We start from the raw sequence: 23,248 nt of genomic DNA on the forward strand, positions 1-23,248 counted from the left end.
TTTCAGCCCTCTCCGGTCAGGATGCGGTGATCGTGTAGTTCGTGTTCGGGTGCGTCGGTGCCGAGCGGATTGGTCACCCCGACGACGACGGTGCGCTGTTTCGCGATCACGCCGAGCCGGTCGGCCGCGATAGCCCGCCGGGAATTGTCGCGGACCTGTTCGAGGTCGCCGACCACCAGGATCGGACGGTCCGACAGCAACGCCAGCGTGATGCGCAGCAAAAACAGTTCCAGGTCCGACAATTCGACGATGTAGGTGTCGTGCGACGGCGGGTTCATCTCGCCGAAGACCTCGTTCAGCTCGGCCGGACCCGATTGAATCGGCACCGATGAATACCACGGCGCCAGCCACCGGCGTTGCTCGGCCAGCACGGTCTCCACGGTCACCGACTCCTCCAGCTCGTCGATGTCGTCGAAGGCCGCGATCGCGCACTGCCGGCGGATCGCACGCGGCGTCGTTTCGCGGAGCACGCTCAGCGAGCCGTGGCTCGGCTTGAATCGTCCCGCGAGCGTCAGCAACAGCGTGGTCTGCCCCGGACCCCCGGGCATCTGGATCGCGTGAAACCCGGGCGTCAGGGCCAGGTCGACGCCCGAGAAGAGCGGCCCGTGCTCACCGTCGACCCCCAATCCGGTGGCGGTGATCACCGGTGTGACGTCGTCCGGTTCGTCTGTGGCATCCATGGTGTGGCTTTCCCTATTCGCCTTCAAACCGGAATCGATTCCAGCAGTGCGGTGATCAGTTGCGCGAGCAGGTCGGGGTTGATGGTTCCGGGACGCAGCACCTCTTCCATCGCGACGCCCAGGTTGAGGGTGACGACGAGCTGGGCGACGTCGGTCAGCCGCCGGTCGCCCGGCACGGTGTCGGTCGATTCGACGATGTCCAGCGCCTGGTCGGCCGCGGCGCGGCGGCGCTCGATCAGGCGTTCCCGCAGCTGTGGATCGCGCTGGGCGCGCAGCCAGTACTCCACGAGCAGCACGTAGTAATCGGAATGATCGCGGACCGAGTCGAGCACCGACCGGCTCACCTCCCGCGCGGCCGCGGCGCTGTCGCCGTCGCTGCGGTCCAGCGCTATCGCGATCTGCTCCCCGCGCAGCTCGAACTCGCGGTCGAGCAGGGCCAGGAACAGTTCGTCCTTCGACTCGAAGTTGGAATAGACCGCGCCCTTGGTGAAGCCCGCGGCCTGACCGATCGCGTCGATGGTGGCACCGGCGAAACCCTCGGCCGCGAACACCTTCGACGCCGCATCCAGGATCCGGTCGCGAACCTCGCCCCGGGTGGGGCGGGTGCGAAGCGGTTTGACAGGCGACATGTGCAGCAGCATACCCGCGAGTATCGGTTAGATACTAGCGAGTATCGAAGATCACCCGGGCGGGAGCCGTCAGCCGAGCCTGGAGGCGGTGCGCTCCCACAGTTCGGCGGCCAATCGCGGGTTCTGGGCCAGGCGACTGGTTTTGGCGATCTTGCGCTTGGCGTAGTACGCGCCGGGCGTCCACTCCACAACGGGTGTGCTCGACGCCAGCCGCACCAACTGGTCGGCGCCCTGGTCCGGGGTAGAGATGAACAGCACCGCCGGGGTGTACCGCTGCATGAAGACCAGAAATCGCGAACCCGACGCGACACCGATGTTGGAGTTGACGTTGCCGGGATGCACGGCCGCGACGGAGAGGCCGTCGGCACGGTAGCGCCGGTGTAATTCCTTGGTGAACAACATGATTGACAGCTTCGAGAACGCGTAGGCGGCGGCGGGCCGGCGGATCGCGGTGTTCTCCAGGTCGTCGACGGTGGCCCGGAAGATCAGCTTGTGCGACGAGCTGGTGGTGTTGACGATCGTGGCGCCTGACTCCAGCAGGACATCCAGCAATCGGGTGGTCAACAGGAACGGTGCCAGGTAGTTGACCTGATAGGTGCGTTCGTAGCCGTCGGGGGTCAGCTCGATCTTGCTGGCCATCCTGCCCGCATTGTTGAGTAACACGTCGATGCGCGGGTACTGCGAACGAATCTTGTCCGCCAGCGCCCGCACCTGGGACAGGTCGGCGTAATCGACGACGAAGTAGTCCGCGTCCAATTCGGCGGCCACCGCGGCGGTCTTGGTGTGGGAGCGGCCCACCACGACGATCTGGTCGCCGGTGCGGCCGAGGCGACGCGCCGCAGCCGCGCCGATGCCGTCGCTGGCACCCGTGATGACGATCGTCCTGCGCGTCATTGCGAGACCTCCACGGGGAGTGTAGCGAGGGCCCCGCTCGATGAGGCGGCCGCAGTCAGGTCAGCGAGTACCGCACCGGCAGGTGCTTGAGGCCGCCCACGAACGTGGTGGCGACCAGCTCCGGATCACCGGTCAGCTCAATGGATTTCAGCCTGGGCAGCAGCTCGGAGAAGAAGCTGTTGACCTCCATGCGGGCCAGGGCGGCGCCCATGCAGAAGTGCACGCCGTAGCCGAAGGCCAGGTGCTTGTTGGGGTCGCGCCCGACATCGAATCGGAACGGGTCGGTGAACACGTCCTCGTCGCGATTGGCGGAGACGTAGGACAGCAGCACGGAATCGCCCGCGGCGATCGGCACTCCGCGTACGGTGGTGTCCGCGTTGGCGGTGCGCATGAATTCCTTGACCGGAGTGACCCAGCGGATCATCTCCTCGGTGGCCAACGGCATCAGGTCGAGATTGCCCCGCAGCCGCTCGAGCTGGTCCGGATTCTCGATGAGAGCTTGCAGCCCACCAGAAATGGTTGCGCTGGTGGTGTCATGACCGGCGGTGGCCACGATCAGGTAGTAGGACACGGTGTCGATGTCCGACAGCGGTTCGCCGTCGACGCGGGCGTTGGCGATCGCGGAGGCGAGATCCTCGGTCGGGTGCTCGCGGCGAGACGCCGTCACACCGTTGAAGTACTGGAACATGTCGAACAGTGCCGGCAACTGATCCTCGTTCGTGCTACCCCGTTTGAATTCGGAGTCGTCGCTGCCGAACAACTCCTGGGTCAGCTTGAGCATCCTCGGGAAATCGGCCTCGGGCAGTCCGAGCAGCGACATGATGACGTAGAGCGGATAATTGACCGCGACCTCCTGGACGAAGTCACATTCGGGCCCGGCCGCCATCATCTTGTCGACGTAGATCTTGGCCAGCTCGTCGACCCGGACCTTCAACGCCCGCATCGCCTTTGGACGAAACCAGTCTGAGCCGATGGCGCGCACCACCCGGTGCTGTGGGTCGTCCAGATGGATCAGCGTGCGCACACCGGCGGCCGCCTGCATCTCGTCACCTTCGGCGGTCGTCAGCACGGGCCGGGGCCAGTTGGTGAAGAGCATGTTTTCGCGTTCGATATCCATGATGTCGACATGTCTGGTGATCGCCCAGAACGGCCGGTAGTTCGGGACCTCCACCCAGGACACCGGGGCATTGGCGCGCAGGTGCGTCAGCGCCGCATGCAGCCGCCGCTCGTCGGTGTACGCCAACGGGTCCGCCAAGAGCTTCGCGGCCTCGTCCATCGTCGTTGCGCTCACTGCTGAGACTCCTCGATTTGGGACGCCCCGCCGACCTCCAGGCAGGCGGCGTCGGACATGCGGGTAACTTTACAGTAAGCAATCCAGTATGTGACCCTGCAAATCTGCTCGCGCGACGAATCCGTATGAGGTAGGACATAGGCATGGCGAAAGCCCAGGACTGGGGAGAAACGCTCAACGATCTCGAGCGGCGCCGTCAGCACGCACGGGCAATGGGCGGGCCGGAGCGACTCGACAAGCACCACAACAAGGGCAAGCTCGACGCCCGCGCACGCATCGAGTACCTCCTCGATCCGGGCAGCTTCCGCGAACTCGGCACCCTGGTCGGCGGCGAGATCGCGGCCGACGGCCTGATCGTCGGCTCCGGCGAGATCAACGGTTCACCGGTGATGCTGGGTGCCGAGGACTTCACCACCATGGCGGGCAGCATCGGACCCGGCGGCAACTCGAAGCGGTACCGGATCGCCGAACTGGCACTGCGGGACAAGGTCCCGCTGCTGATGCTGCTCGAAGGCGCCGGCTTTCGTCCCGGCGGCGGGCACTACGGCCGCACCCCCACCGACCTGCTGGCCCAGGCGCAGTGCTCGGGCCGCGTCCCGACCGTCGGCGCGGTGCTCGGCCCGTCGGCCGGACACGGCGCGCTGGTGGCCCCGGTCTGCGACTTCCGGATCATGAGCAGGCAGGGCGCGATTTTCACCGCCGGGCCGCCCGTCGTCAAAGAGTCCACCGGAGAAGACATTTCGAAGGAAGACCTCGGTGGACCGGATGTCGCTCTGCCCAGCGGGGTGATCCACAACGTCGCCGAAGACGACGAAACGGTGCTCGACGATATCCGGCGCTACCTGTCCTACTTTCCGTCGAGCGCCTGGTCCTACCCGCCATCGTTGCCGCAGGACGAGGACAGTGAGCCACGTGCCACGCCGGAGCTGCTCGACATCGTGTCGCGGGACAACCGCCGCGTTTACGACATGCGCGCGGTGCTCGACGTGGTCTTCGACCGGCCCGACTGGTTCGAAGTCCAGCCGCAGTACGGCAAGGCGATCATCTGCGCGCTGGCCCACCTCGGCGGTCACCCGGTCGCGGTGGTGGCCAACCAGCCCCAGGTGCTCGCCGGCTCCATCGACGCCGCGGCCGCCGACAAGGCGGCGCACTTCATCATGGTGGCCGACTCGTTCCACCTGCCCATCGTCTTCCTCGCCGACAATCCCGGCATGCTGCCCGGCAGCCGCTCCGAGCGCAGCGGCGTGCTGCGCGCCGGCGCGCGGATGTTCGCCGCGCAAACCGCGGCCACCACGGTGAAGTTGCATGTGACGCTGCGCAAGGCGTACGGGTTCGGCTCGATGGTCATGTCCCTGCTGGGTTTCGACAGCCAGTCCGCGACCTTCGCCTACCCGGGCGCGACGATGGGCGCCATGAGCGCGGCCGCGCTGGGCCGGGCGACACACGCCGGCGAGGACGTCACCGCGAAGTTGCGCGAGGCCGAGTTGCAGGCGTCCTATCGGTCTGCCGAACACATGGGCTTCGACGAACTCATCGATCCCCGTGAGACGCGTGACGTCCTGCTCGCGTCCTTGAAGCGCGGCCTGTCCAGCAGGCAGGCCGCCGCCGAACCGGTCACCCGGGCCGTCATCATGCCGTGAGTGGCGCGCGCAGGCATGCCAGGTTTTGCCCGCCTCGTAGCGACAATCTCCGTGTGGCGTCGCCGCGACGATGAGTTGTCGCTACGAGGCGGGCAAATCTCCTAATCCCCCGCGCGGTAAGCAGCGACGACCGGCTCGAGCTCGTCGGGGGTGGCTCCGTGCATGATGACCGCGTCGGCCCCGTAGTCGAATTCCTTGCGGATGCGATCCACACACTGCTGCGCCGACCCGGTGGCCGAGGGCTCCAGCCATTCGTCGGGAATCAGCGTCGCGATGTGCTCGATCTGCTCGGCCGTGCCCTTGTGATCGATCCCGCCGGCGATCGAGGTGACCACCGGATCTTCGCGGAACCGCTGCAGCACAGCGGGATCCCAGTCGTTGGTCGTGACCAACAGATCGCCGTAACCCTGCAGATAGGTGGCCAGGCGCGCCACGGTCTTCTTCAGCCGCAGTTCTTCGGGCAGGTGGTCGCCGACGGTGGCGAAGCACGACCACACCCGGACGCTGTCCGGGTCGCGGCCGGCCTTCTCCGCCGCGGACTTCACGGTGTTGACGCTGCGCTGCAACGTCTCCGGCGTGAAATACGTGTGCAGGATGACGTCGTCGAACGCGCGCCCGCCGAGCGCGAGCGTGTTGGGCCCGAAGGCCACCAGCGCCAGCCGAATGTCCTCATTGAAGTCGGGGTCCAAGAACAGGATCGGGTACGTGCCCATCGGGCCGTCGTGGTTGAAGATCAGCTCGCCGTGCCACAGCCGGCGCATCACCTGGGCCCAGTCCTCCATCTGCGCCGTCGTCACCGCCGGGATGCCGAAAGCCCCGTAGATCGCGGCGATGCCCCGGCCGATACCGAGAGTGAACCGGCCGCCGGACAGGCGATGCATCGTGGTCGCCCACGACCCGGTGATCAGCGGATGGCGGGTGTTGTGATTGGTTGCGGCCGTGGCGATTTGCATCCGGTTGGTCACCGCGCATGCCGCCCCGACCAGAGACGACGCCTCTTTGACGTTCCACCGCTCGGAGATGAAGCCGGTGCCGAAGCCGAGTTCCTCGCCGCGGCGGGCCTCATCCATCAATGTCGCCGGGCCCTCGCCGCCGGCCCCGGCCAGCAGGTAGAAACCCAACTCGTCAAGCGATCGGTCACTCAATTCCAAACCCCTTGCTGGTAGCCGCCGTTCCAAACCTCGGTTATCTTGCCATCGACCACGCGGAACACCTCGATGCTGGCGATGTTGGTCTCGGCGCCGTCCTTGCTGGTGATCGTCGAGTCGTAGACGATCGCCACGTGCTCGCCGTCGTCGCCCTCGATGACGACGTTGAGGTCGAAGTGCAACGACTCCGCCAGCTCCCACATGTCCACCACCCGCTGCACGGCTTCCGCGTGGGTCAACGTGCGCACCCCACCGACCTCGTGCCGAATCACCGTGTCGCCCAAGAGCTCGTCGGCCAGGTCGATATTGCGTTCGTTCCACACGACGAGGTTGTAGAGCTCGACCACGGTTCGCGCGGTCCACGTGGGTGCCATCAGTCGGGCACCACTGCTTTTCGCGCGATCACGTCGCGCAGGAATCGGTCGGTGATGCGCTGCACGCGCCGCGAGAAGATGTGGCCGACGTGGCTGCCGTCGTACCAGTACAGTTGGCCGCCCCAGCGTTCCTGCAACGCATCGGCGGGCTCGCGCATCGCCATCCGGTCGTGCCAGGCGCCGACCATCAGCCGGCGGTCCGGTGGCGGAGACGGAACGACCGACAGCGGATCGATCACCGAGGTCAGCTGGGTCACCGCGGGCGATTCCAGCAACTCGCGGAATCCTTCGCGCGACGAGCCCCACCTCTGCAGGTGTCGCGCGATGATCGCGTTGAGCGCGCCTTGAGCTGTCGGATGGCTTCCAGCTCGTCAGCCGCTGTCGTCATGTCACTCCCTTGCCGCGCGCGGGCCGGACTGCTGAAATCTATACTGTAATGGATTTAGTATCAACGATCGCGGGAGGCACCGGCGTGAAAGTCCCATTCACCTGGAAAGTCACCGGCTGGTTCATGGTCGGCTGGTCTCCAGAGTTTCCCGTCGGCGAGGTCCGGCCGCTGCAGTACTTCGGTGAGGACCTGGTGGCCTACCGGGATGAGCGGGGTGAGCTGCACGTCTTGGAAGCACATTGCAAACACCTGGGCGCGCACATCGGTCACGGCGGCAAGGTGGTCGGCGACTGCGTCGAGTGCCCCTTCCATGGCTGGCGCTGGGGTCCGGACGGCACCAACCGGTACATCCCCTACCAGCCGGACCGGCCCAACCGAGGGCTACGCCTGAAGGTGTATCCCGTCCAGGAGCAGTATGACTGCGTCTTCGTCTGGCATCACCCGGACGGCAAGGAGCCGCAGTGGCAGATGCCGGACATCTTCGGAAAGTTCCCGCAGTTCGAGACGGACCCGGCGGCGTATTACCGGGCGTACCCGGAGTTCTCGAGGCGAGCGGAGCGCGAACCGGTGCATCCGCAGATCGTCGCCGAGAACGCCCCCGACAGCGCGCATTTCGAGTACGTGCACCACGCCACCGTGACGCCGAGGGTGCTGGAGTGGAAGATCGTCGACCACGAATGGCAGTTCGTCGCGGGCTGGCCGGACGCGCGCAGCGACAACCCCGAGGATCTCGCGTTGCGGTTCCACAGCCACCTGTTCGGCCTCGGCGGGGCGATCAGCGTCTTCGAGGGCGCGCAGAATCATCGGCTGATCTTCACCTGCACACCGGTCGACGACGAATGCTCGGACCTGTTCTATTCGATCTGGTGGCCGCGGCTCCCCGGCGACACCGCCGACGTTCCCGAAGGCAAACTGCGCGACGTCATCGAGAAACAATTCCTGTCCACCGTGTTCGACGATCTGCAGATCTGGCGCTACCAGAAGTATGTGGAACACCCGGCGTTGTCGAAAACCGACGCGAAAGGCTATATGGCGCTGCGCAAGTGGGCGGCGCAGTTCTATGACGTCGCGCCGGTGGGAGCCCCCACATGACGGACCGGCTGACCGCACTGGCCGCACCCGAGCGCACCGCGATCGTCACCCAGGAATGCCAGGGCGCGGTGATGGGGCCCGACGCGGGACTGGCGATGCTCGCCGAGGAGGCGCGCCGCGAGGCGCTGCCCAACATCGCTCGCCTGCTGCCCGCGGCCCGGGCGGCCGGGGTGCGGGTCGTGCACTGCCTGGTGCAGCGGCGCCCCGACGGGCTCGGGTCCAACCACAACGCCAAGATCTTCGCGATGGGCGGTGCCGGCAAGGTCGATATCACACCCGGCACACCCGGTGCCGAGCTGCTGCCCGAATTAGGGCCGGAGCCTTCGGATTTGGTGCTGCGCCGGTGGCACGGCGTGGGCCCGATGGGCGGCACGGACCTGGACGCGATGCTGCGCAATCTCGAAGTGTCGACCATTGTCGTGGTGGGTGTTTCGCTGAACATTGCGATACCCAACCTCGTCATGGACGCCGTCAACGCCGGCTACCGGGTGGTGCTCCCCCACGACGCGGTGGCCGGCGTACCCGCCGACTATGGTGCAGCGATGATCGCCAACACCCTGTCGCTGCTGGCCACGATCACCAGCACCGACGACCTGCTCCGGGCCTGGGACGAAGGACTGCGATGACCGAAACCGCGCCGGAAGTTCGAGGCGGATTCCCCGACGTCAGGCCCGTCGAGGACGCGCCCACGGAGCTGGGCCCGTTCGTCGCCGCGCTGCGCCGCCTGCAGGACCTGACCGTGTCCACCAAACCCGACCCCGCGGCGTGGGAGGCCGCGACCGCGCACCTGGAGAACGCCTGCGCGTTGCTCGAGGGCCACCAGGTCCCGGAGACCGAGGCGGTGGCCGGCAGGGTGCTGAGCCTGCCGGGGTTGGCCCATCCACTGATACCGCCCTGGATGGTGACGGAGTCCGGGCCCGACGGCGTGCGGATGGCCGGTCATTTCAGCACCGCCCACATCGGGGGGAACCGGGCCGTGCACGGCGGCATAATCCCGCTGTTCTACGACTGGCTGTTCGGCATGGTCGTGACCACCGCGGACATCCGGCCGACGCGCACGGCGTACCTGCACGTCGATTTCCGCAGCATCACCCCCATCGACCAACCACTCACGGCGCACGGCCGCATCACCAACATCGACGGCAGGAAGGTTTTCATTGACGCTACTATGATAGCCGCCGATGGAACCTTGCTCAGCGAGGCCAACGGCCTGATGGTTCGTTTGTTACCCCACCAGCCGTGAGAGGCACAATGTCCGACACCACAACAACATTCACGGTTCCGGCCGTCGCGAAGGCCGTCGCCGCCGCGATCCCCGATCGCGAGCTGATCGTCCAGGGCGACCGGCGCTACACCTACCGGCAGGTGATCGAGCGCTCCAACCGGCTGGCCGCGTACCTGCACGCGCAGGGATTGGGCTGCCACACCGAGCGCTCGGCGCTGGGCGGCCACGAGGTGGGCCAAGACCTGCTGGGCCTGTACGCCTACAACGGGAACGAATTCGTCGAGGCGTTGCTGGGCAGCTTCGAGGCACGGGTCGCGCCGTTCAACGTCAACTTCCGTTACGTCAAGAGCGAGCTGCAATACCTGCTGGCCGATTCCGGGGCGACCGCGCTGCTCTACCACGCCGAGTTCGCGCCGCGGGTGGCCGAGATCCTGCCGGATCTGCCACAGCTGCGCGTGCTGATCCAGATCGCCGACGACTCCGGCAACGACTTGCTCGACGGCGCAGTCGATTACGAGGCCGCCCTGGCGTCGGTGTCCCCCGAGCCGCCGCCGGTGCAGCACTCCCCCGACGACCTCTATGTGCTGTACACCGGTGGTACGACGGGCATGCCGAAGGGCGTGTTGTGGCGCCAGCACGACATTTTCATGACGTCCTTCGGTGGCCGGAACCTGATGACCGGCGAGCCATCGACGTCGCTCGACGAGATCGTCGAACGCGCCGCGTCGGGCCCGGGCACCAAACTGATGATCCTGCCGCCGCTGATCCATGGCGCCGCCCAGTGGAGCGTGATGACCGCGATCACCACGGGGCAGTCCGTCGTCTTTCCCACCGTCGTCGATCACCTGGACGCCGAGGACGTGGTGCGCACCATCGAGCGGGAGAAGGTCATGGTGGTCACCGTGGTCGGGGACGCGATGGCGCGTCCCCTCGTCGCCGCGATCGAGCAGGGGATCGCCGACGTGTCGTCGCTCGCGGTCGTCGCCAACGGCGGTGCGCTGCTGACCCCGTACGTCAAGCAACGCCTGATCGAAACGCTGCCGAACGCCGTCGTCATCGACGGCGTCGGCTCGTCGGAGACCGGGGCCCAGATGCATCACATGTCGACGTCGGGAGCTGTGGCCACCGGCACGTTCAACGCCGGGCCGGACACCTTCGTGGCCGCCGAGGATCTGACGGCAATCCTGCAACCCGGCCACGACGGGATGGGCTGGCTGGCGCAGCGCGGCTACGTTCCGCTCGGATACAAGGGCGATGCGGCCAAGACGGCCAAGACATTTCCGGTGATCGACGGCGTCCGGTACGCCATCCCCGGTGATCGCGCGCGCCATGGCACCGACGGCTCCATCGAACTGCTGGGCCGGGATTCGGTGACCATCAACTCCGGTGGCGAGAAGATCTTCGTCGAGGAGGTCGAGACGGCCATCGCGTCACATCCCGCGGTGGCCGACGTGGTGGTCGCCGGCCGGCCGAGCGAGCGGTGGGGCCAGGAGGTCGTTGCGGTGGTGGCGCTCGCACCGGGAGCCAGCGCCCAGCCAAACGAACTGGTGTCGCACGCTGCGCGGACGCTGGCGCGCTACAAACTCCCCAAAGCGATCGTGTTCCGTTCGGTCATCGAGCGCAGCCCGTCGGGTAAGGCCGACTACCGGTGGGCGCGCGAGCAGGCGGTGAGTGGCTGACCGGTTGACCCGGCAGCCCGCCGCGGGAAGGCGAAGGGCATGTCGTTGCCGCAAAAGGACGAGACGCTGGCGCGTCTCACCGAAACGGTCCGGATGTGCGTGCCGCTGCCATTAGGCGCAGTGGCCTTCGAGCACCTGTTCTTGTTCGTCCGGGATCGTCGCCGAGTCAGGAGTGGATGCGTGAGGAGCTCATGAGGTACCAAGGTCGCGTCGCTGTGGTCACGGGCGCCGGTTCCGGCATCGGCCGCGCCCTGACCCAGGCGCTTACTCGGGATGGGGCGCACGTCGCCGCATCCGACATCGACCCGGCCGGCCTGGCCGAAACCCAGGCCGCGTGTCCGCCCGGGCAGGTCACGCCGTACCGGGTGGACGTCGCCGACCGCGACGCTGTGCTGGGTTTCGCCGACGAGGTGCGCGAGCAGCACGGGCCCGCCTCCCTGGTGTTCAACAACGCCGGAGTCGACCTGTTCGCCGGCGTGGCGGACATGTCCTGGAAGGACTTCGACTGGCTGATGGAGATCAACGTCGGCGGCGTCGTCAACGGAACCAAAGCCTTTCTGCCACAACTCATCGAGGCGGGTACGACGGGACGGCCCGCCCGGTTGATCAACCTGTCCAGCGCGTTCGGGCTGATCGCGGTTCCCTACCAAGGCGCCTACAGCATGTCCAAGTTCGCGGTGCGCGGCCTCACCGAGGCGCTGCGTCAGGAGATGATCATGGAACGCCGTCCGGTGACCGTGCACTGCGTGCATCCCGGTGTCGTGCGCACCAACTTCGGGGCGAACATGCGCACGGCGGACAACGAGGATCCCGAGATGGCGACCAAGATGTTCGATCGCGCGGCCCTGACGTCCGCCACCAAGGCCGCCCGGCTGATTCTGCGCGGGGCCGAGCGGAACCGCGCCCGCATCCTTATCGGGGCCGACGGCCGCGTGATGGCCGCGATGCCGCGCCTGCTCGGCGCGGGCTACGCGGGTCTGTTGGCTAGGGCCGGGAGACTGACCGACTCGCGCTGAGCCGGCGGCGGTTGCGGGCCTTCGTTATTCGCATCATGACGTCGGCGTACATTCGCATCGACTTCCCGAACGGCGGAGCGGCGCTTCCGGTGATGCTGAAGGGCAGGTCGTTGCCCACCACTGTCCGGTGATGGCTGAACGTGTCGAAACCGGCCTTGCCGTGGTAGGCGCCCATCCCGCTGCGGCCCACTCCCCCGAACGGCGCCGCCGACGGAATCATCTGTGCGGCAAAGTCGTTGCGGGCCACGCCGCCACTGCGGGTGTTGCGCACGAAGTCGCGGAAATCGGCGTCGTCGGCCCCGTACCAGTAAGCCACCAGCGGGGCCGGCCGCTGATTGATGTAGTCGATCGCCTCCGTCAGTCTGGAATACCCCCGCACCACCAGAACCGGGCCGAAGACCTCCTCGCCCGCGATCCTCATGCGTTCGTCGATGTCACGGACAATGGTGGGCGCGATCTTGCGCGAGGCGCGGTCCGGCAGCGACTCCCCCTCCGGGGCAATGGTTTCCACAGTCGCGCCCTTGTCGCGCGCATCCTCGATCAGCCCGATGACCCGGTCGAAATTCGCGTGATTGACGCTCGAACAGTAGTCCTTGTTGGACACGATCTCGGGAAACATGTCGCGCAGGGTGCGTCGGGCGTTGTCGACGAACGTGTCCAGCCGCGCCTCGGGCACGAACACATAGTCGGGGCACACGCAGACCTGTCCGCCGTTGACCATGCGAGCCTGGGCGATCCGCGCCGCCGAGCGGCGGATGTCGGCGCTCGGGGCCACGACGACGGGATTCTTCCCGCCGAGTTCCAACGTTACCGGGACCAGATTCAGCGCCGCCGAGCGTTGCACCAAAGCTCCGACCGACGGTGAGCCGGTGAAGAACAGATGGTCGAAGGGCAGGGCGGCGAAGGCGGCCGCCACGTCGGGACCGCCGGTGACGACGTGCAGCTCGTCGGACTCGAAGTACTCCGGTGCCAGCGACGCCATCAGGTCGGCGGTGTGCGCGGTGACCTCCGACATCTTGACCATCGCGCGGTTGCCGGCCGCGAACGCGGTCGCTGCGGGCAGCACCACGAGGTTGAGCGGAAAGTTCCACGGTCCGATGATCCCGATCACTCCGAGTGGCGAGGGCTGGACCTCGGCGCGCAGTCCACACAGCCGCGCCGCCCGCATCAGCTTGGTTGGCCGCATCCACTGAGCCACATGGGATCTGGTGTGCTCGATGACCGAGATCATGCCGATGACCTCGGTGAACAACGTTGCAGCCCTGGAGCGGGTGCCGAAGTCGGCGGCCATGGCGTCCACGAACGCGTCGGTGTTGTCGAGGACCAGGGCCATCAACCGGTCGATGCGATTGTGCCGCATCGCCAGGCTGGGCGGGCCCTCATTCATGAATGCTCGCCGCTGCCGGTCCAGCACCGCGGCCAGGGCGGCGTCCGGCTGTTCGACTGTGCCGTGACCACGTTCGTCGAGTGTGCTCATGAATCACCTTTCGGTGTGTGGACCGGCGAGCGACCTCGCATGGTCATGCCCATATTGCCTACTGTAATAATTACAGTACGATCTTACGAAGCAAGTGTCCGATCGTGCTGAGATCAAGATGCTGGAGTTCAGGTGACGACCAACGTTCACACCGCGGCCGGTGCCGGCGACGAGACCGTCAGCCTGCGTGACCCCTACCCGTTCTTTGGCCGCAAGCGGCGGGAGGCCGGCGTGTTCGCCGGCACGGTGATGAACTACTCCAAGACGCCGGAGTCCCTGCTGCCCAAGCAGGAGTACTCGGCGATGTCGTTCAACGCGGTCAACACGGTGTTCCGGGACGGCCGGGTGTTCAGTTCCAAGCCGTACGACAAGACCATCGGCCTGTTCATGGGGCCGACGATTCTGGCCATGGAGGGCAAGAAGCACCGCGACCACCGCAACCTGGTCTCCGCGGCATTCAAGTCCAAGGCGCTGGCGCGCTGGGAGCCCACCATCGTGCGGCCGATCTGCAACGGCCTGATCGACGAGTTCATCGAGGCCGGTCGGGCCGACCTGATCCGGAACTTCACCTTCGAATTCCCCACCCGCGTCATCGCCGAGCTGCTGGGACTGCCGGCCGACGACCTGCCGAAGTTCCGCAAGCGCGCCGTCCAATTGATCAGTTACCACGTCAATTACGAAGCCGCCTTCGAGGCGTCGGCCGCACTCAAGGACTACTTCCTCGCACAGATCGAGCAGCGCAGGTCCAAGCCCACCGAGGACATCATCGGCGACCTGGTCAGCGCGGAGATCGACGGCGAAAAGCTCAGCGACGAAGCCATTTACTCGTTCCTGCGGCTACTGCTGCCCGCCGGCCTGGAGACCACCTACCGCTCGTCGGGGAACCTCCTGTATCTGTTACTCACCCATCCCGAGCAGTTCGCCGCGGTGCAAGCCGACCGCGAGTTGCTGGCGCCGGCCATCGAGGAGGGGCTGCGTTACGAGACGCCGCTGACCGTCGTGCAACGCTTCACGACCGAAGACACCGAGGTGGAAGGTGTCAAGATTCCGACCCGTTCGGTGATCGGAGTGTGCATCGGTTCGGCCAACCGTGACGAACGGCGCTGGGAACGCTCCGAAGAGTTCGACATCTTCCGCAAGCACGTGCCACACATCTCGTTCGCCGCCGGTGAGCACACCTGCCTGGGCCTGCATCTGGCGCGCCTGGAAACGCGGGTCGCGATGGAATGCCTGCTGAACCGGCTGACCAACGTCACCTTGCTGAGCGACGATGACCCGCATATCCACGGTCAGCCCTTCCGGTCACCGAATGTGCTTCCGGTGACGTTCGACGCGAAGTAGGGTCCGACAAATGACCAAAGTCATGACGGGCTTTCGGGTCCTGGAGCTTGCGCAGTTCACCTTCGTTCCGGCGGCGGGAGCCATCCTGGCCGACTGGGGAGCGGACGTCATCAAAGTCGAACATCCGGCGCGCGGCGATACCCAGCGCGGCTTCCTGAATATGGGTGGCATTCAAATAGATCCGGAACGCCACCCCCTGATGGAACATCCCAACCGCGGCAAGCGCAGCGTCGGGATCGACGTCTCCACCCCGGGCGGTCAGGAAGTGATCTACGAGCTGGCCAAGACCGCGGACGTGTTCCTCACCAACTACATGCCCGCCCAGCGCCAGAAGCACAGGTTCGACGTGGAGCACATTCGCGCGGTGAACCCGAACATCGTGTACGCCCGCGGCTCGGCCTACGGCGACAAAGGCGCCGAACGCGACACCGGCGGCTATGACGGGACGGCGTTCTGGACGCGCAGCGGGATCGGCTATGCCCTGACCCCCGAGGAACTGGGCGGTGCACTGGGACAAGGCATTCCCGCATTCGGCGATTCGATCGGCGGCATGTTCATCGCCGGCGGCATCTCGGCAGCGCTGCTGCATCGCGAGCGCACCGGTGAAGCCGTCGAGCTGGACGTGTCGCTGCTGAGCACGGCCTGGTGGGCGGCGGGTGCCAGCGTGACGCAGGGCATGGAGACCGGCGAGGTCATGCGCACGCCCATGCCGGGTTCGCTTGCTCCATCGGTGAATCCGTTCATGGGCAATTACGAAACCTCCGACGGTGGCACGATCAACCTGTGCATCATCAGCCCTACCGGCCTGATCCGCGACACGTTCGAGCACCTGGGCATTCCCGAGGCGGCCGACGATCCGCGTTTTTCCGAGGTGCTCCCGTTGATCCAGAACGCCGACGCCGCCGCCGAATTGATTTCACAGGCCTTCGCCGGCAAGCCGTTTGACTATTGGCGACAGCACCTCAAGACCATGAAGGGTCAGTGGGCGCCGTTCCAGAGCCTCCTGGACCTGGTCGACGACGAGCAGGCCATCGCCAACGACATGATCGCCGAGGTCGAGCTCGCGGGTGGCGGCAAGCCGTTCCGCGTGGTCCGCGGCCCCGTCCAGTTCAACCACGAGCCGTTGACGACGACGCGGGCGCCGCAGGCCAGCGAGCACACCGAGCTGGTCCTGATGGAGCTCGGCATGGACTGGGATCGCATCGAGGAACTCAAGAACGCAGGAGCCATTGCGTGACCTCCAACAGCCGCCGCGCGGCGACGCTGCAGAGCGAAGCGATGAGGAGCGGCACCCATGAATGACGTCGCCATCATCGGCGTGGGTTTGCACCCGTTCGGGCGCTTCGAGGGCAAGTCGGCGATGCAGATGGGTGTCGACGCCATTCTCGCCGCGGTCGCCGATGCCGGTATCGCCTGGCGGGACGTCCAATTCGCCACCGGCGGGAGCTGGACGGTGGCCAACCCGGACGCGATCGTCGGCATGGTCGGCCTGACGGGCATCCCGTTCACCAACGTGTTCAACGCGTGCGCGACCGCGGCCAGCGCGGCCAAGGCGTGCGCCGACGGGATCCGCCTGGGCGACTACGACATCGGGATCGCCATCGGCCTGGACAAGCATCCGCGCGGCGCGTTCACCGAGGACCCCGCGCTGGTCGGCATGCCACGCTGGTACGCGGAGAACGGCCAGTATCTGACGACCCAGTTCTTCGGCATGAAAGCCAACCGCTACCTGCACGATCACGGCATCTCCCAGCAGACCCTGGCCAAGGTCGCCGCCAAGAACTTCCGCAACGGGACGATCAACCCCAACGCATTTCGCCGCAAGCCGATCTCCGAAGAGGACATCCTGAACTCGGCCATGCTGAATTACCCGCTGACCCAATACATGTTCTGCGCGCCCGACGAGGGCGCCGCCGCCGTGGTCATGTGCCGAGCGGACATCGCCCACCGCTACACCTCCAAGCCCGTCTATCTGCGCGCGGTGGAGGTGCGCACCCGCCGCTACGGGGCCTACGAGGTCAACACCACCTGCGCGCCCGTCGAAGAAGACATGGCCCCAACGGTTTACGCCGCCCGGACCGCGTTCGAGAAGGCCGGCATCGCGCCCGGCGATGTCGACGTGATCCAGCTGCAGGACACCGATGCCGGGGCCGAAATCATCCATATGGCCGAGTGCGGGTTCTGCGAGCACGGCGATCAGGAGAAGCTCCTCGCCGACGGCGCCACCGAGATCAACGGCGCGATGCCGGTCAACACCGACGGCGGGCTGATCGCCAACGGCGAGCCGATCGGCGCCTCCGGCCTGCGCCAGATCCACGAAATCGTGCGTCAACTGCGCGGTGAAGCCGGCGAGCGACAGGTGCCCGGCAACCCGAAGGTGGGATTCACCCAGCTGTACGGCGCGCCGGGCACCGCCGCGGCGACCATCCTGACGACCTGACGACACACTCCCCCAGCGCCGGGCGAGCTAGGAGGCTTTCCGCGCGACCGGCGCGTAGGCCGGCTTGCCCAGGCCCAGCACGTATTGCGCGATCATGTTGCGGAATACCTCGAGCGTGCCGCCGTAAATCCCGACCAGCGGGGCGAACCGGTACACGTACTCCGCGGCCCCGTTGTCGGCGGCGCCGTCGGTGCCGAGCGGCAGCGTGGCCGCTGTGCCGAGGATGTCCATCAGGTCCGGGGAGATGTCACGCATGGTCTGCGCCAGGGCGACGCGCCCGAAGATGCTGGGCGCGCTCAGCGACGCTTCCATCCGCGCGGCGCTGCGGCCCAACCGATATGCCACCGCGGAGTCGTCGATGAGCCTGCGCCCGTTCGGATCCCGCTCCGCGACTTTGGCCGCGGCCTTGTCCAGGGCGTCGGCCATGAAGCCGGCCTGGTGCATCATGATCGACACGTCCTGCAGCCCGTCCGGGGCGGCCGCCACCGCGCCGTGCTCGGTGTTGAGGGGTTCACGCAGCACCGTCCAGCCCGCGTTCACGTCGCCCAGGCGGTACTTGTCGTCGACGCGCACATCGCTGTAGTAGACGATGTTGGTGCGGTCACCGTCGACGGTGCGGATGCCCTGGATCTCGATGCCCGGGGAGTTCAGCGGGACCAGGAACATGGTCAGGCTCTTGTGCTTCTGGGCGTCCGGATCGGTGTTGGTGATGAGGAAGACGTACTGGCAATTGTGGGCTCCGGTGGTGAACATCTTGGAGCCGTTGATCACCCAGCTCGATCCATCCGCTTCCCGCACCGCGCGCGTCTTGCAGGTGGCGATGTCGGATCCGCCCTCGGGTTCGGTGTAGCCCAGGCACAGCCGGACGTGCCCGCTGAAGACGCCCGGCAGCACCTCGTCGCGCAGCTCGGCGGAGCCGAATCTCGCGACCGAACGGGCCACCATGGCGGTGGTGCCCCAGGTCACCCAGGGCACGTGTGCGCGCCGCTTCTCCAGCTCCCAGATGCGGCGACGCACCCGGCTGAAGCCGCCGTCGGCCTCCGACTTCCATTCGCGTTCAAGATAACCGGCGGCGCCCAACGCCAGGTGCACACCTTCGTCGAAGTTGTCACCCGTCTCCCGGTCCCGGCGCTTGACGTCTTCCGTCACATGCGTGCGCAGGAAGTCGCGCGCTTCGGTGAGAAAGCGCTGATCGTCGTCGGACAGCGTGACCCGTGAGAAATCCACTTAGGCGCCCTTTCCACTTTCGCGCGCGGCGACCAGCTCGCCGACGTACTTGGCACTGGCGCCGGGATCGCCGCCGGCCAGTGCCCAGCCGCGGGCACGCACCAGATACGCGGTCGCTGCGGCCTCCGCCGAAACACCAAGTCCGCCTTGGATATGTACCGCCATGGTGGCCGCTTTCGCCGCCTCTTCGGCCATGAACACGAACGCCGACGGCGCCAGCTCCGGTCGCTCCTGCGGCTCGTTGTCCAGGAACCAGGCCGCACGCCGGGCCAGGTTGCGGCCGCCCTGCACGGTGATCGCGATGTTGGCCAGCGGGTGAGAGATGCCCTGCAGCGTCGAGATCGGCACGCCCAGCGTGTAGCGGGTCTTGGCGAACTCGGCCGCGATGGTCATGGTCTCCTCGACCAGCCCCACCAGCGCCGAGGCGCTCAGCACCCGCCACTCGTCCAGCGCCCGTTGGTATTCCGCCAGCGCGTCGGATCCGCTGGCCAGCACGGTGCGGGTGTCGGCGGTCGCAGGATCCACCCAGGCCATCGGCAACCGGCCGATGTTGTCCACCTTGGTCGGGCGGGTCCCGAAGGTCAGTGCGACCACATCGTCTCCCTCGCGAACGATGATCTGGTCGGCGATCGACCCGGTGGGCAGGAGCCGGGTGCCGGACACGCAGTCGTGCTGGGGATCGAACGCGGCGAGTCGCTTGCCGTGGACGACGTCGGGTTCGACCGCGCCGAGCCGCGCCAGCAGCCGTGCGGTGCAGACCTGGTCGATCCACGGGACCGGCGCCAGCGACCGGCCGATCTCCTCGGCCACCAAGGTCAGGTCGACCAGCGTCGCACCGTCCCCGCCCGCGGATTCCGGGACGGCCATGGTCGTTGCGCCCATGGCGCACAACCGTTCCCACAGGTTCTTGTCGAAGCCGGTTTCCTCGGCGGCGCGCACGGTTTCGATCGAACAGTGCGTCTTGAAGAAATCGCGGTAGGCGGCCTGCAGCGCCTCGTGATCCGACGTCAGGCTGTAGTCGAGCCTACGTAGTTCATAGCGGTCCATCCTCAGCCTTCCTCCTGGCCACCGAAGAAGAATTCTTGGGCATTGTTGTAGAGATAGTTGTCGAGCACGTCGGCCGGCAGGTCCAGCGCGGCCGCTTCGGGAACCACGCGATGCATTTTCAGCACCGGCCAGTCGGATGCGAAGATGACCTTGTTCGGCCCGCGGGTCCGCATGTAATGCAACAGGCTGTCCGGCAACCGCTTTGGCGACCACGCCGACGTCATCAACCGCAGGTTGGCGTATTTGATCAGCAACCGAATCGCGACGTCCCACCACGGGTCCGCACCGTGAATCATGCACAGCTTCAATTCCGGGAAGCGCACGCAGACCCGGTCCAGGTGGATCGGATTCTGCACCTCGCCGGGGATGGGCGGCCCGGGAATGCCGGTGTTGATGCACAACGGCAGCTCCAGCTCGGCGCACTTGGTGTAGAGCGGGTAATAGACGGCGTCGCTGGGCGGGTACTGACCGTCACCCCAAAAGCTCGGCCCGACAGCGGCATACGCCACGGGCAGGTCTTTGACGACGGCGGAAAGTTCACGCAGGGACGGCATCGGGCGCAGCAGGTTCACCCCACCCATCGCCAGGGCGAAACGGTCCGGCTTCTCCTCGACGAATTTGCGCGCGGTCACCGACGGCTTGGCCAGGTTGTCCATCAAGATCGCCTTGCGCACACCCTCGGCGTCCATCTCGTCGAGCAACTTCGACAGCTCGACCGGCGCGAACATCGACTCGGGGCCCTTGAAGTAGTCATCGCGCACCTTGAGCATCCAGGTCGGCTGCTGCTCGGTCTCGCCGAAGTGGACGTTGACCAGGCAATCGATAGCTTTCATGTTGACATCGGCGCCTTTGCTGTCGCGTGACGTTTCGCCCAACGGTAATCGGCCTTGCCGTTGCCCAACCGCTGGACGCGTTCAACGAAGATAACTTCCTTGGGCGCCTTGAACCGTGCCAGTTGCGACGTGCAGTGCGCATGCAGCTCCGCGGCGTCCGCCTCCGCTTCGTCACGGAGTTCGACGAGGGCGACGAGCTCTTCCCCCAGCGCTCGCTGGGGCGGCCGACCACCAGCGCGTCGGCGATCGACGGATGGGCGCGCAGCACCTCTTCGACCTCTTCGACGAACACCTTCTCGCCGCCGGTGTTGACCACCAGGGAGTCGCGGCCGAACAGCCGCAGGGTGCCGTCGGCCTCCAGGCTGGCGCGATCGCCCGAGATGACAACTCTCTTGCCGGCGACCTCGGGGAACGTCGTGCGGGTGGCGTCGGCGTCGTTGAAGTATCCGAGCGGGATTCGTCCCTCCCTGGCCACCCATCCCACCCCCGGCTCGCCGGGCACCAGGAAGTGGCTGTAGTCCTCCGCGAGAACCAGGCCACCTTCGCGCAGCGTGAACGCGTCGGTTCGGGTGCGACCGCGGCTGTGCCCGAAGCCCATGTTTCCGGTCTCCGACGACCCGTATCCGTTGATGAGCGTCAGCTGGGGTATCAATTCCAGCAGCGCCCGTTGATATTTCGGGTTTGTCGCGGCCCCTCCGGTGCCGATCGCGTACAGCGACGACAGGTCGTATCGACCACGCTGCAGTTCGGCAACCAGCGGCGCCGCGTACGCGTCCCCGACCATGGTCATCATGCCGACTTTCTCGCGCTCGGCCGTCTCCCACACCAATCGGGGGTCGAGCTTCTTGGCGGTGTCGTAGAGCACCACCGGCGTGCCTGCCATGATCGCCGAGAAGGCCGTCCACATGCCGGCGGCGTGCATCAGCGGTGAGACGGCGAACCACGGCGCCCGGCCATCGGCACGCACCTTGTCGTGAATCTCCTGCGCGGACTCATGATCCGCGCCGACCATCGACGACACATAGATGTCGGACTGTCGCCACAGCACGCCCTTGGGCCGGCCGGTGGTGCCGCCGGTGCAGATCATCAGCAGATCATCGGGTGACGGCGTCACGCTGTGATCCGTATCCCCCTGTGCGAGTGCGTTATCCAGGGACACCGCACCGGGTAACTCCGGGACGCCGGTTCCGTCGTCGACCGACAACAACAGATCCACGCCGGCGCCAGGCAGCACCTCGGTGAACTTCGCGCCCAACCCGCGGTGGTAGATGACCGCTCGTGGTTTGACGTAGTCAAGCAGCTCGCCGACCTCGCGCGGCGTGTAATAGTAATTGATGTTCACCGGCACGGCGCGGGCCTTGAGGCAGCCGATGACCATGTCCGCGTACAGGTCGTTGTGCATGATCAGCGCCACGCGATCCTGACCGCATTCCCAGTTCTGCAGGGATGCGCGTTCCCGATGCGCCCCCAACCCGTTGCCCGCCAGGTAGTTCGCCAGGCGGCGGGTGCGCTCCGCCGACTCGCGGAAGGTGCTGCGGCGGCCGCCGCACACCGTCATCGTCCGGTCTCCGATGACGCCGGCGATCTCGTCGAGAACCGCCCCTATGGTCCATTCACTCATGCGATCAGGCGGGTACTTTAACGCCGAGAAGGTCTAAGGCATTGTCCCGCATGATCTTCCGAACGTCGGATTCACTGAAGCCTTCCAGTTCCTCGACGAACGACACCGGCGATTCGAGGCCCTCCCCGTGCGGCCAGTCGGAACCGAACAGAATCTTGTCGACGCCGATGGCCTCGGCAAGCTCCGCCAGGTCGTCCTCGTAGTAGGGGCGATCCACACGTTGTTGCGCAATTGCTCCACCGGGTCTTCGGGGAAGAACTTGGGCTGGGTGTTCGCCGCCTTCTTCAGGCGCTTGATCAGCCGGTGCACGAAGTAGGAACCGTTCTCGATGCTGACCGCCTTGAGTTTCGGATGACGGGTGAACACCCCGTGCACGATCATCGAGGCCATCGTGTCGTGGATGGCGCGGTCGTCAAGGAGAACCTGATCCAGCGGGTCCTTGGCCCCGAAGCCCTCGAAGGTCGCCTTGCCGCCCCACGCCGCCGCGATGTGCAGATAACCGCTGTCGGACAGGTGGAATCCCACCGGCACCCCCGCCTCGGCCAGCCGGGCCCACACCGGGTCGTGGCTGGGATCGCCCAGCGACCGCGGCTTGACCAGGCCGGGCACCGGCGCCGGACGCACCAGGACCAGCTTGGCGCCGCGCGCCAACACGAACTCGACCTCTTCGACGGCCTTGGCCGGATCGGCCAGCGAAATGATCGGCGCGGCAATGATTCGGCGGTCGGGGCGGTCGAAGCCCCAGTCCTCGTCGAGCCACAGATTGAACGCGTGCACCGACGCCATCGTCGCCTCGATGTCGTGTTTGAGCGCCTCCTCGACCCCGCATCCGAACGTCGGCAGCATGAACACCGTCTCGATGTCCTGGGTGTCCATCACCGCGATCCGTGCGTCGCGGTTCTGATACTCGGGATGGTCCGCCAGCCGCTCGACCTTCATCAGCGAGGCCGGGTCGACGCCCTCGGGAATCTCGCCGCGGAACAACAGGTCGAGGCAGCCCGGCACGATGATCGGGTCAAAGGTGGGATTGGGAATGAAGTGATTGATCCGGCCCCCGATCACGGCCCAGGTCCGCTTGCCCTCGGTGACCATCTGGACGCCCCGCCCCTTGAACTTCTTGTCCAGGTGGCGGGTGAACGAGTCCAGCGGCTCGTAGTAGTGGTTGTCGACGTCGATCGCCTGATAATTCAGGGACATGGCCGTAAT

General features: G+C 66.4%; 19 protein-coding genes and 3 pseudogenes. 9 read left to right on the forward strand and 13 right to left on the reverse strand.

The features are described 5' to 3' along the window. Positions 1-2: 2 nt before the first annotated feature. The 4 genes from B9D87_RS11750 to B9D87_RS11765 are packed head-to-tail and all read right to left on the reverse strand — an operon-like array spanning position 3 to position 3,479. Positions 3-680 (reverse strand): ATP-binding cassette domain-containing protein, encoded by a 678-nt coding sequence (locus B9D87_RS11750; RefSeq protein ID WP_007774005.1) that lies wholly within the window; start codon positions 678-680, stop codon positions 3-5. A 23-nt stretch (positions 681-703) separates the two neighbouring features. Then, positions 704-1,321: a TetR/AcrR family transcriptional regulator gene (locus tag B9D87_RS11755; protein ID WP_007774003.1), complete on the reverse strand. Its 618-nt coding sequence runs from the start codon at positions 1,319-1,321 to the stop codon at positions 704-706. A 57-nt stretch (positions 1,322-1,378) separates the two neighbouring features. Then, on the reverse strand, positions 1,379-2,203 hold the full coding sequence (locus tag B9D87_RS11760; protein ID WP_007774001.1) for an SDR family NAD(P)-dependent oxidoreductase: 825 nt from the start codon (positions 2,201-2,203) through the stop codon (positions 1,379-1,381). A 55-nt stretch (positions 2,204-2,258) separates the two neighbouring features. Beyond that, positions 2,259-3,479: a cytochrome P450 gene (locus B9D87_RS11765; protein ID WP_040631205.1), complete on the reverse strand. Its 1,221-nt coding sequence runs from the start codon at positions 3,477-3,479 to the stop codon at positions 2,259-2,261. A 158-nt stretch (positions 3,480-3,637) separates the two neighbouring features. On the opposite strand from B9D87_RS11765, the gene B9D87_RS11770 reads away from it, so the two are divergent. Beyond that, entirely contained in the window at positions 3,638-5,134 is a 1,497-nt protein-coding gene (locus B9D87_RS11770) for an acyl-CoA carboxylase subunit beta (RefSeq protein ID WP_007773997.1), read from the forward strand. Between the two features lie 101 nt (positions 5,135-5,235). Here B9D87_RS11770 and B9D87_RS11775 read toward each other — a convergent pair whose 3' ends face one another. The 3 genes and pseudogenes from B9D87_RS11775 to B9D87_RS11785 form a co-directional block, all read right to left on the reverse strand. Beyond that, the gene (locus B9D87_RS11775) at positions 5,236-6,279 is read right to left on the reverse strand and encodes a TIGR03857 family LLM class F420-dependent oxidoreductase (protein WP_007773995.1); all 1,044 of its coding nucleotides are present in this window, start codon (positions 6,277-6,279) and stop codon (positions 5,236-5,238) included. Then, positions 6,276-6,656, reverse strand: a complete 381-nt coding sequence (locus B9D87_RS11780) for a nuclear transport factor 2 family protein (protein ID WP_007773993.1) — start codon at positions 6,654-6,656, stop codon at positions 6,276-6,278. Before B9D87_RS11780 ends, B9D87_RS11775 begins: the two co-directional genes overlap by 4 nt. Next, positions 6,656-6,994 (reverse strand): annotated as a pseudogene (locus tag B9D87_RS11785) (alpha/beta hydrolase); the annotation flags it as partial. The gene B9D87_RS11780 and the pseudogene B9D87_RS11785, both read right to left, overlap by 1 nt. Before the next feature lie 134 nt (positions 6,995-7,128). Here B9D87_RS11785 and B9D87_RS11790 point away from each other — a divergent pair. From B9D87_RS11790 to B9D87_RS11810, 5 genes are all read left to right on the forward strand, one after another. Further along, positions 7,129-8,136 carry a Rieske 2Fe-2S domain-containing protein gene (locus tag B9D87_RS11790; protein WP_007773991.1) on the forward strand — a complete coding sequence of 336 codons (1,008 nt, stop codon included), beginning with the start codon at positions 7,129-7,131 and terminating at the stop codon, positions 8,134-8,136. After that, the gene (locus B9D87_RS11795) at positions 8,133-8,762 is read left to right on the forward strand and encodes a cysteine hydrolase family protein (protein WP_007773989.1); all 630 of its coding nucleotides are present in this window, start codon (positions 8,133-8,135) and stop codon (positions 8,760-8,762) included. Before B9D87_RS11790 ends, B9D87_RS11795 begins: the two co-directional genes overlap by 4 nt. Then, positions 8,759-9,379: a PaaI family thioesterase gene (locus B9D87_RS11800; protein ID WP_007773987.1), complete on the forward strand. Its 621-nt coding sequence runs from the start codon at positions 8,759-8,761 to the stop codon at positions 9,377-9,379. Before B9D87_RS11795 ends, B9D87_RS11800 begins: the two co-directional genes overlap by 4 nt. Before the next feature lie 8 nt (positions 9,380-9,387). Then, on the forward strand, positions 9,388-11,040 hold the full coding sequence (locus tag B9D87_RS11805) for an acyl-CoA synthetase (RefSeq protein ID WP_007773986.1): 1,653 nt from the start codon (positions 9,388-9,390) through the stop codon (positions 11,038-11,040). A gap of 191 nt (positions 11,041-11,231) precedes the next feature. Further along, positions 11,232-12,056 carry an SDR family NAD(P)-dependent oxidoreductase gene (locus B9D87_RS11810; RefSeq protein ID WP_040631258.1) on the forward strand — a complete coding sequence of 275 codons (825 nt, stop codon included), beginning with the start codon at positions 11,232-11,234 and terminating at the stop codon, positions 12,054-12,056. Here B9D87_RS11810 and B9D87_RS11815 read toward each other — a convergent pair. Further along, positions 12,025-13,470: a coniferyl aldehyde dehydrogenase gene (locus tag B9D87_RS11815; protein ID WP_040631255.1), complete on the reverse strand. Its 1,446-nt coding sequence runs from the start codon at positions 13,468-13,470 to the stop codon at positions 12,025-12,027. The two genes, B9D87_RS11810 and B9D87_RS11815, sit on opposite strands and share 32 nt — an antisense overlap. Positions 13,471-13,665: 195 nt before the next feature. On the opposite strand from B9D87_RS11815, the gene B9D87_RS11820 reads away from it, so the two are divergent. Genes B9D87_RS11820 through B9D87_RS11830 form a run of 3 tightly spaced genes read left to right on the forward strand, consistent with a single transcriptional unit; the run spans position 13,666 to position 17,314 of the window. Next, positions 13,666-14,874 carry a cytochrome P450 gene (locus tag B9D87_RS11820; RefSeq protein ID WP_007773982.1) on the forward strand — a complete coding sequence of 403 codons (1,209 nt, stop codon included), beginning with the start codon at positions 13,666-13,668 and terminating at the stop codon, positions 14,872-14,874. Between the two features lie 22 nt (positions 14,875-14,896). Further along, a complete protein-coding gene (locus tag B9D87_RS11825; protein ID WP_007773981.1) occupies positions 14,897-16,111 on the forward strand; it encodes a CaiB/BaiF CoA transferase family protein in 1,215 nt (404 codons plus the stop codon). A 57-nt stretch (positions 16,112-16,168) separates the two neighbouring features. Continuing rightward, complete coding sequence (locus B9D87_RS11830; RefSeq protein ID WP_007773980.1) at positions 16,169-17,314, forward strand: thiolase family protein; 1,146 nt, start codon at positions 16,169-16,171, stop codon at positions 17,312-17,314. A 27-nt stretch (positions 17,315-17,341) separates the two neighbouring features. Here B9D87_RS11830 and B9D87_RS11835 read toward each other — a convergent pair whose 3' ends face one another. The 5 genes and pseudogenes from B9D87_RS11835 to B9D87_RS11855 form a co-directional block, all read right to left on the reverse strand. Further along, positions 17,342-18,541 (reverse strand): acyl-CoA dehydrogenase family protein, encoded by a 1,200-nt coding sequence (locus B9D87_RS11835; protein ID WP_007773979.1) that lies wholly within the window; start codon positions 18,539-18,541, stop codon positions 17,342-17,344. Next, positions 18,542-19,588 carry an acyl-CoA dehydrogenase family protein gene (locus B9D87_RS11840; RefSeq protein WP_007773978.1) on the reverse strand — a complete coding sequence of 349 codons (1,047 nt, stop codon included), beginning with the start codon at positions 19,586-19,588 and terminating at the stop codon, positions 18,542-18,544. A gap of 2 nt (positions 19,589-19,590) precedes the next feature. Continuing rightward, on the reverse strand, positions 19,591-20,421 hold the full coding sequence (locus B9D87_RS11845) for an amidohydrolase family protein (RefSeq protein ID WP_040631199.1): 831 nt from the start codon (positions 20,419-20,421) through the stop codon (positions 19,591-19,593). Continuing rightward, a pseudogene (locus tag B9D87_RS11850) lies at positions 20,418-22,042 on the reverse strand (acyl-CoA synthetase). Before B9D87_RS11850 ends, B9D87_RS11845 begins: the two are co-directional and overlap by 4 nt. A gap of 4 nt (positions 22,043-22,046) precedes the next feature. Beyond that, positions 22,047-23,239: pseudogene (locus B9D87_RS11855) on the reverse strand (amidohydrolase family protein). Between the last annotated feature and the right edge of the window lie 9 nt (positions 23,240-23,248).

Source organism: Mycobacterium colombiense CECT 3035 (assembly GCF_002105755.1).
GTDB lineage: Bacteria > Actinomycetota > Actinomycetes > Mycobacteriales > Mycobacteriaceae > Mycobacterium > Mycobacterium colombiense.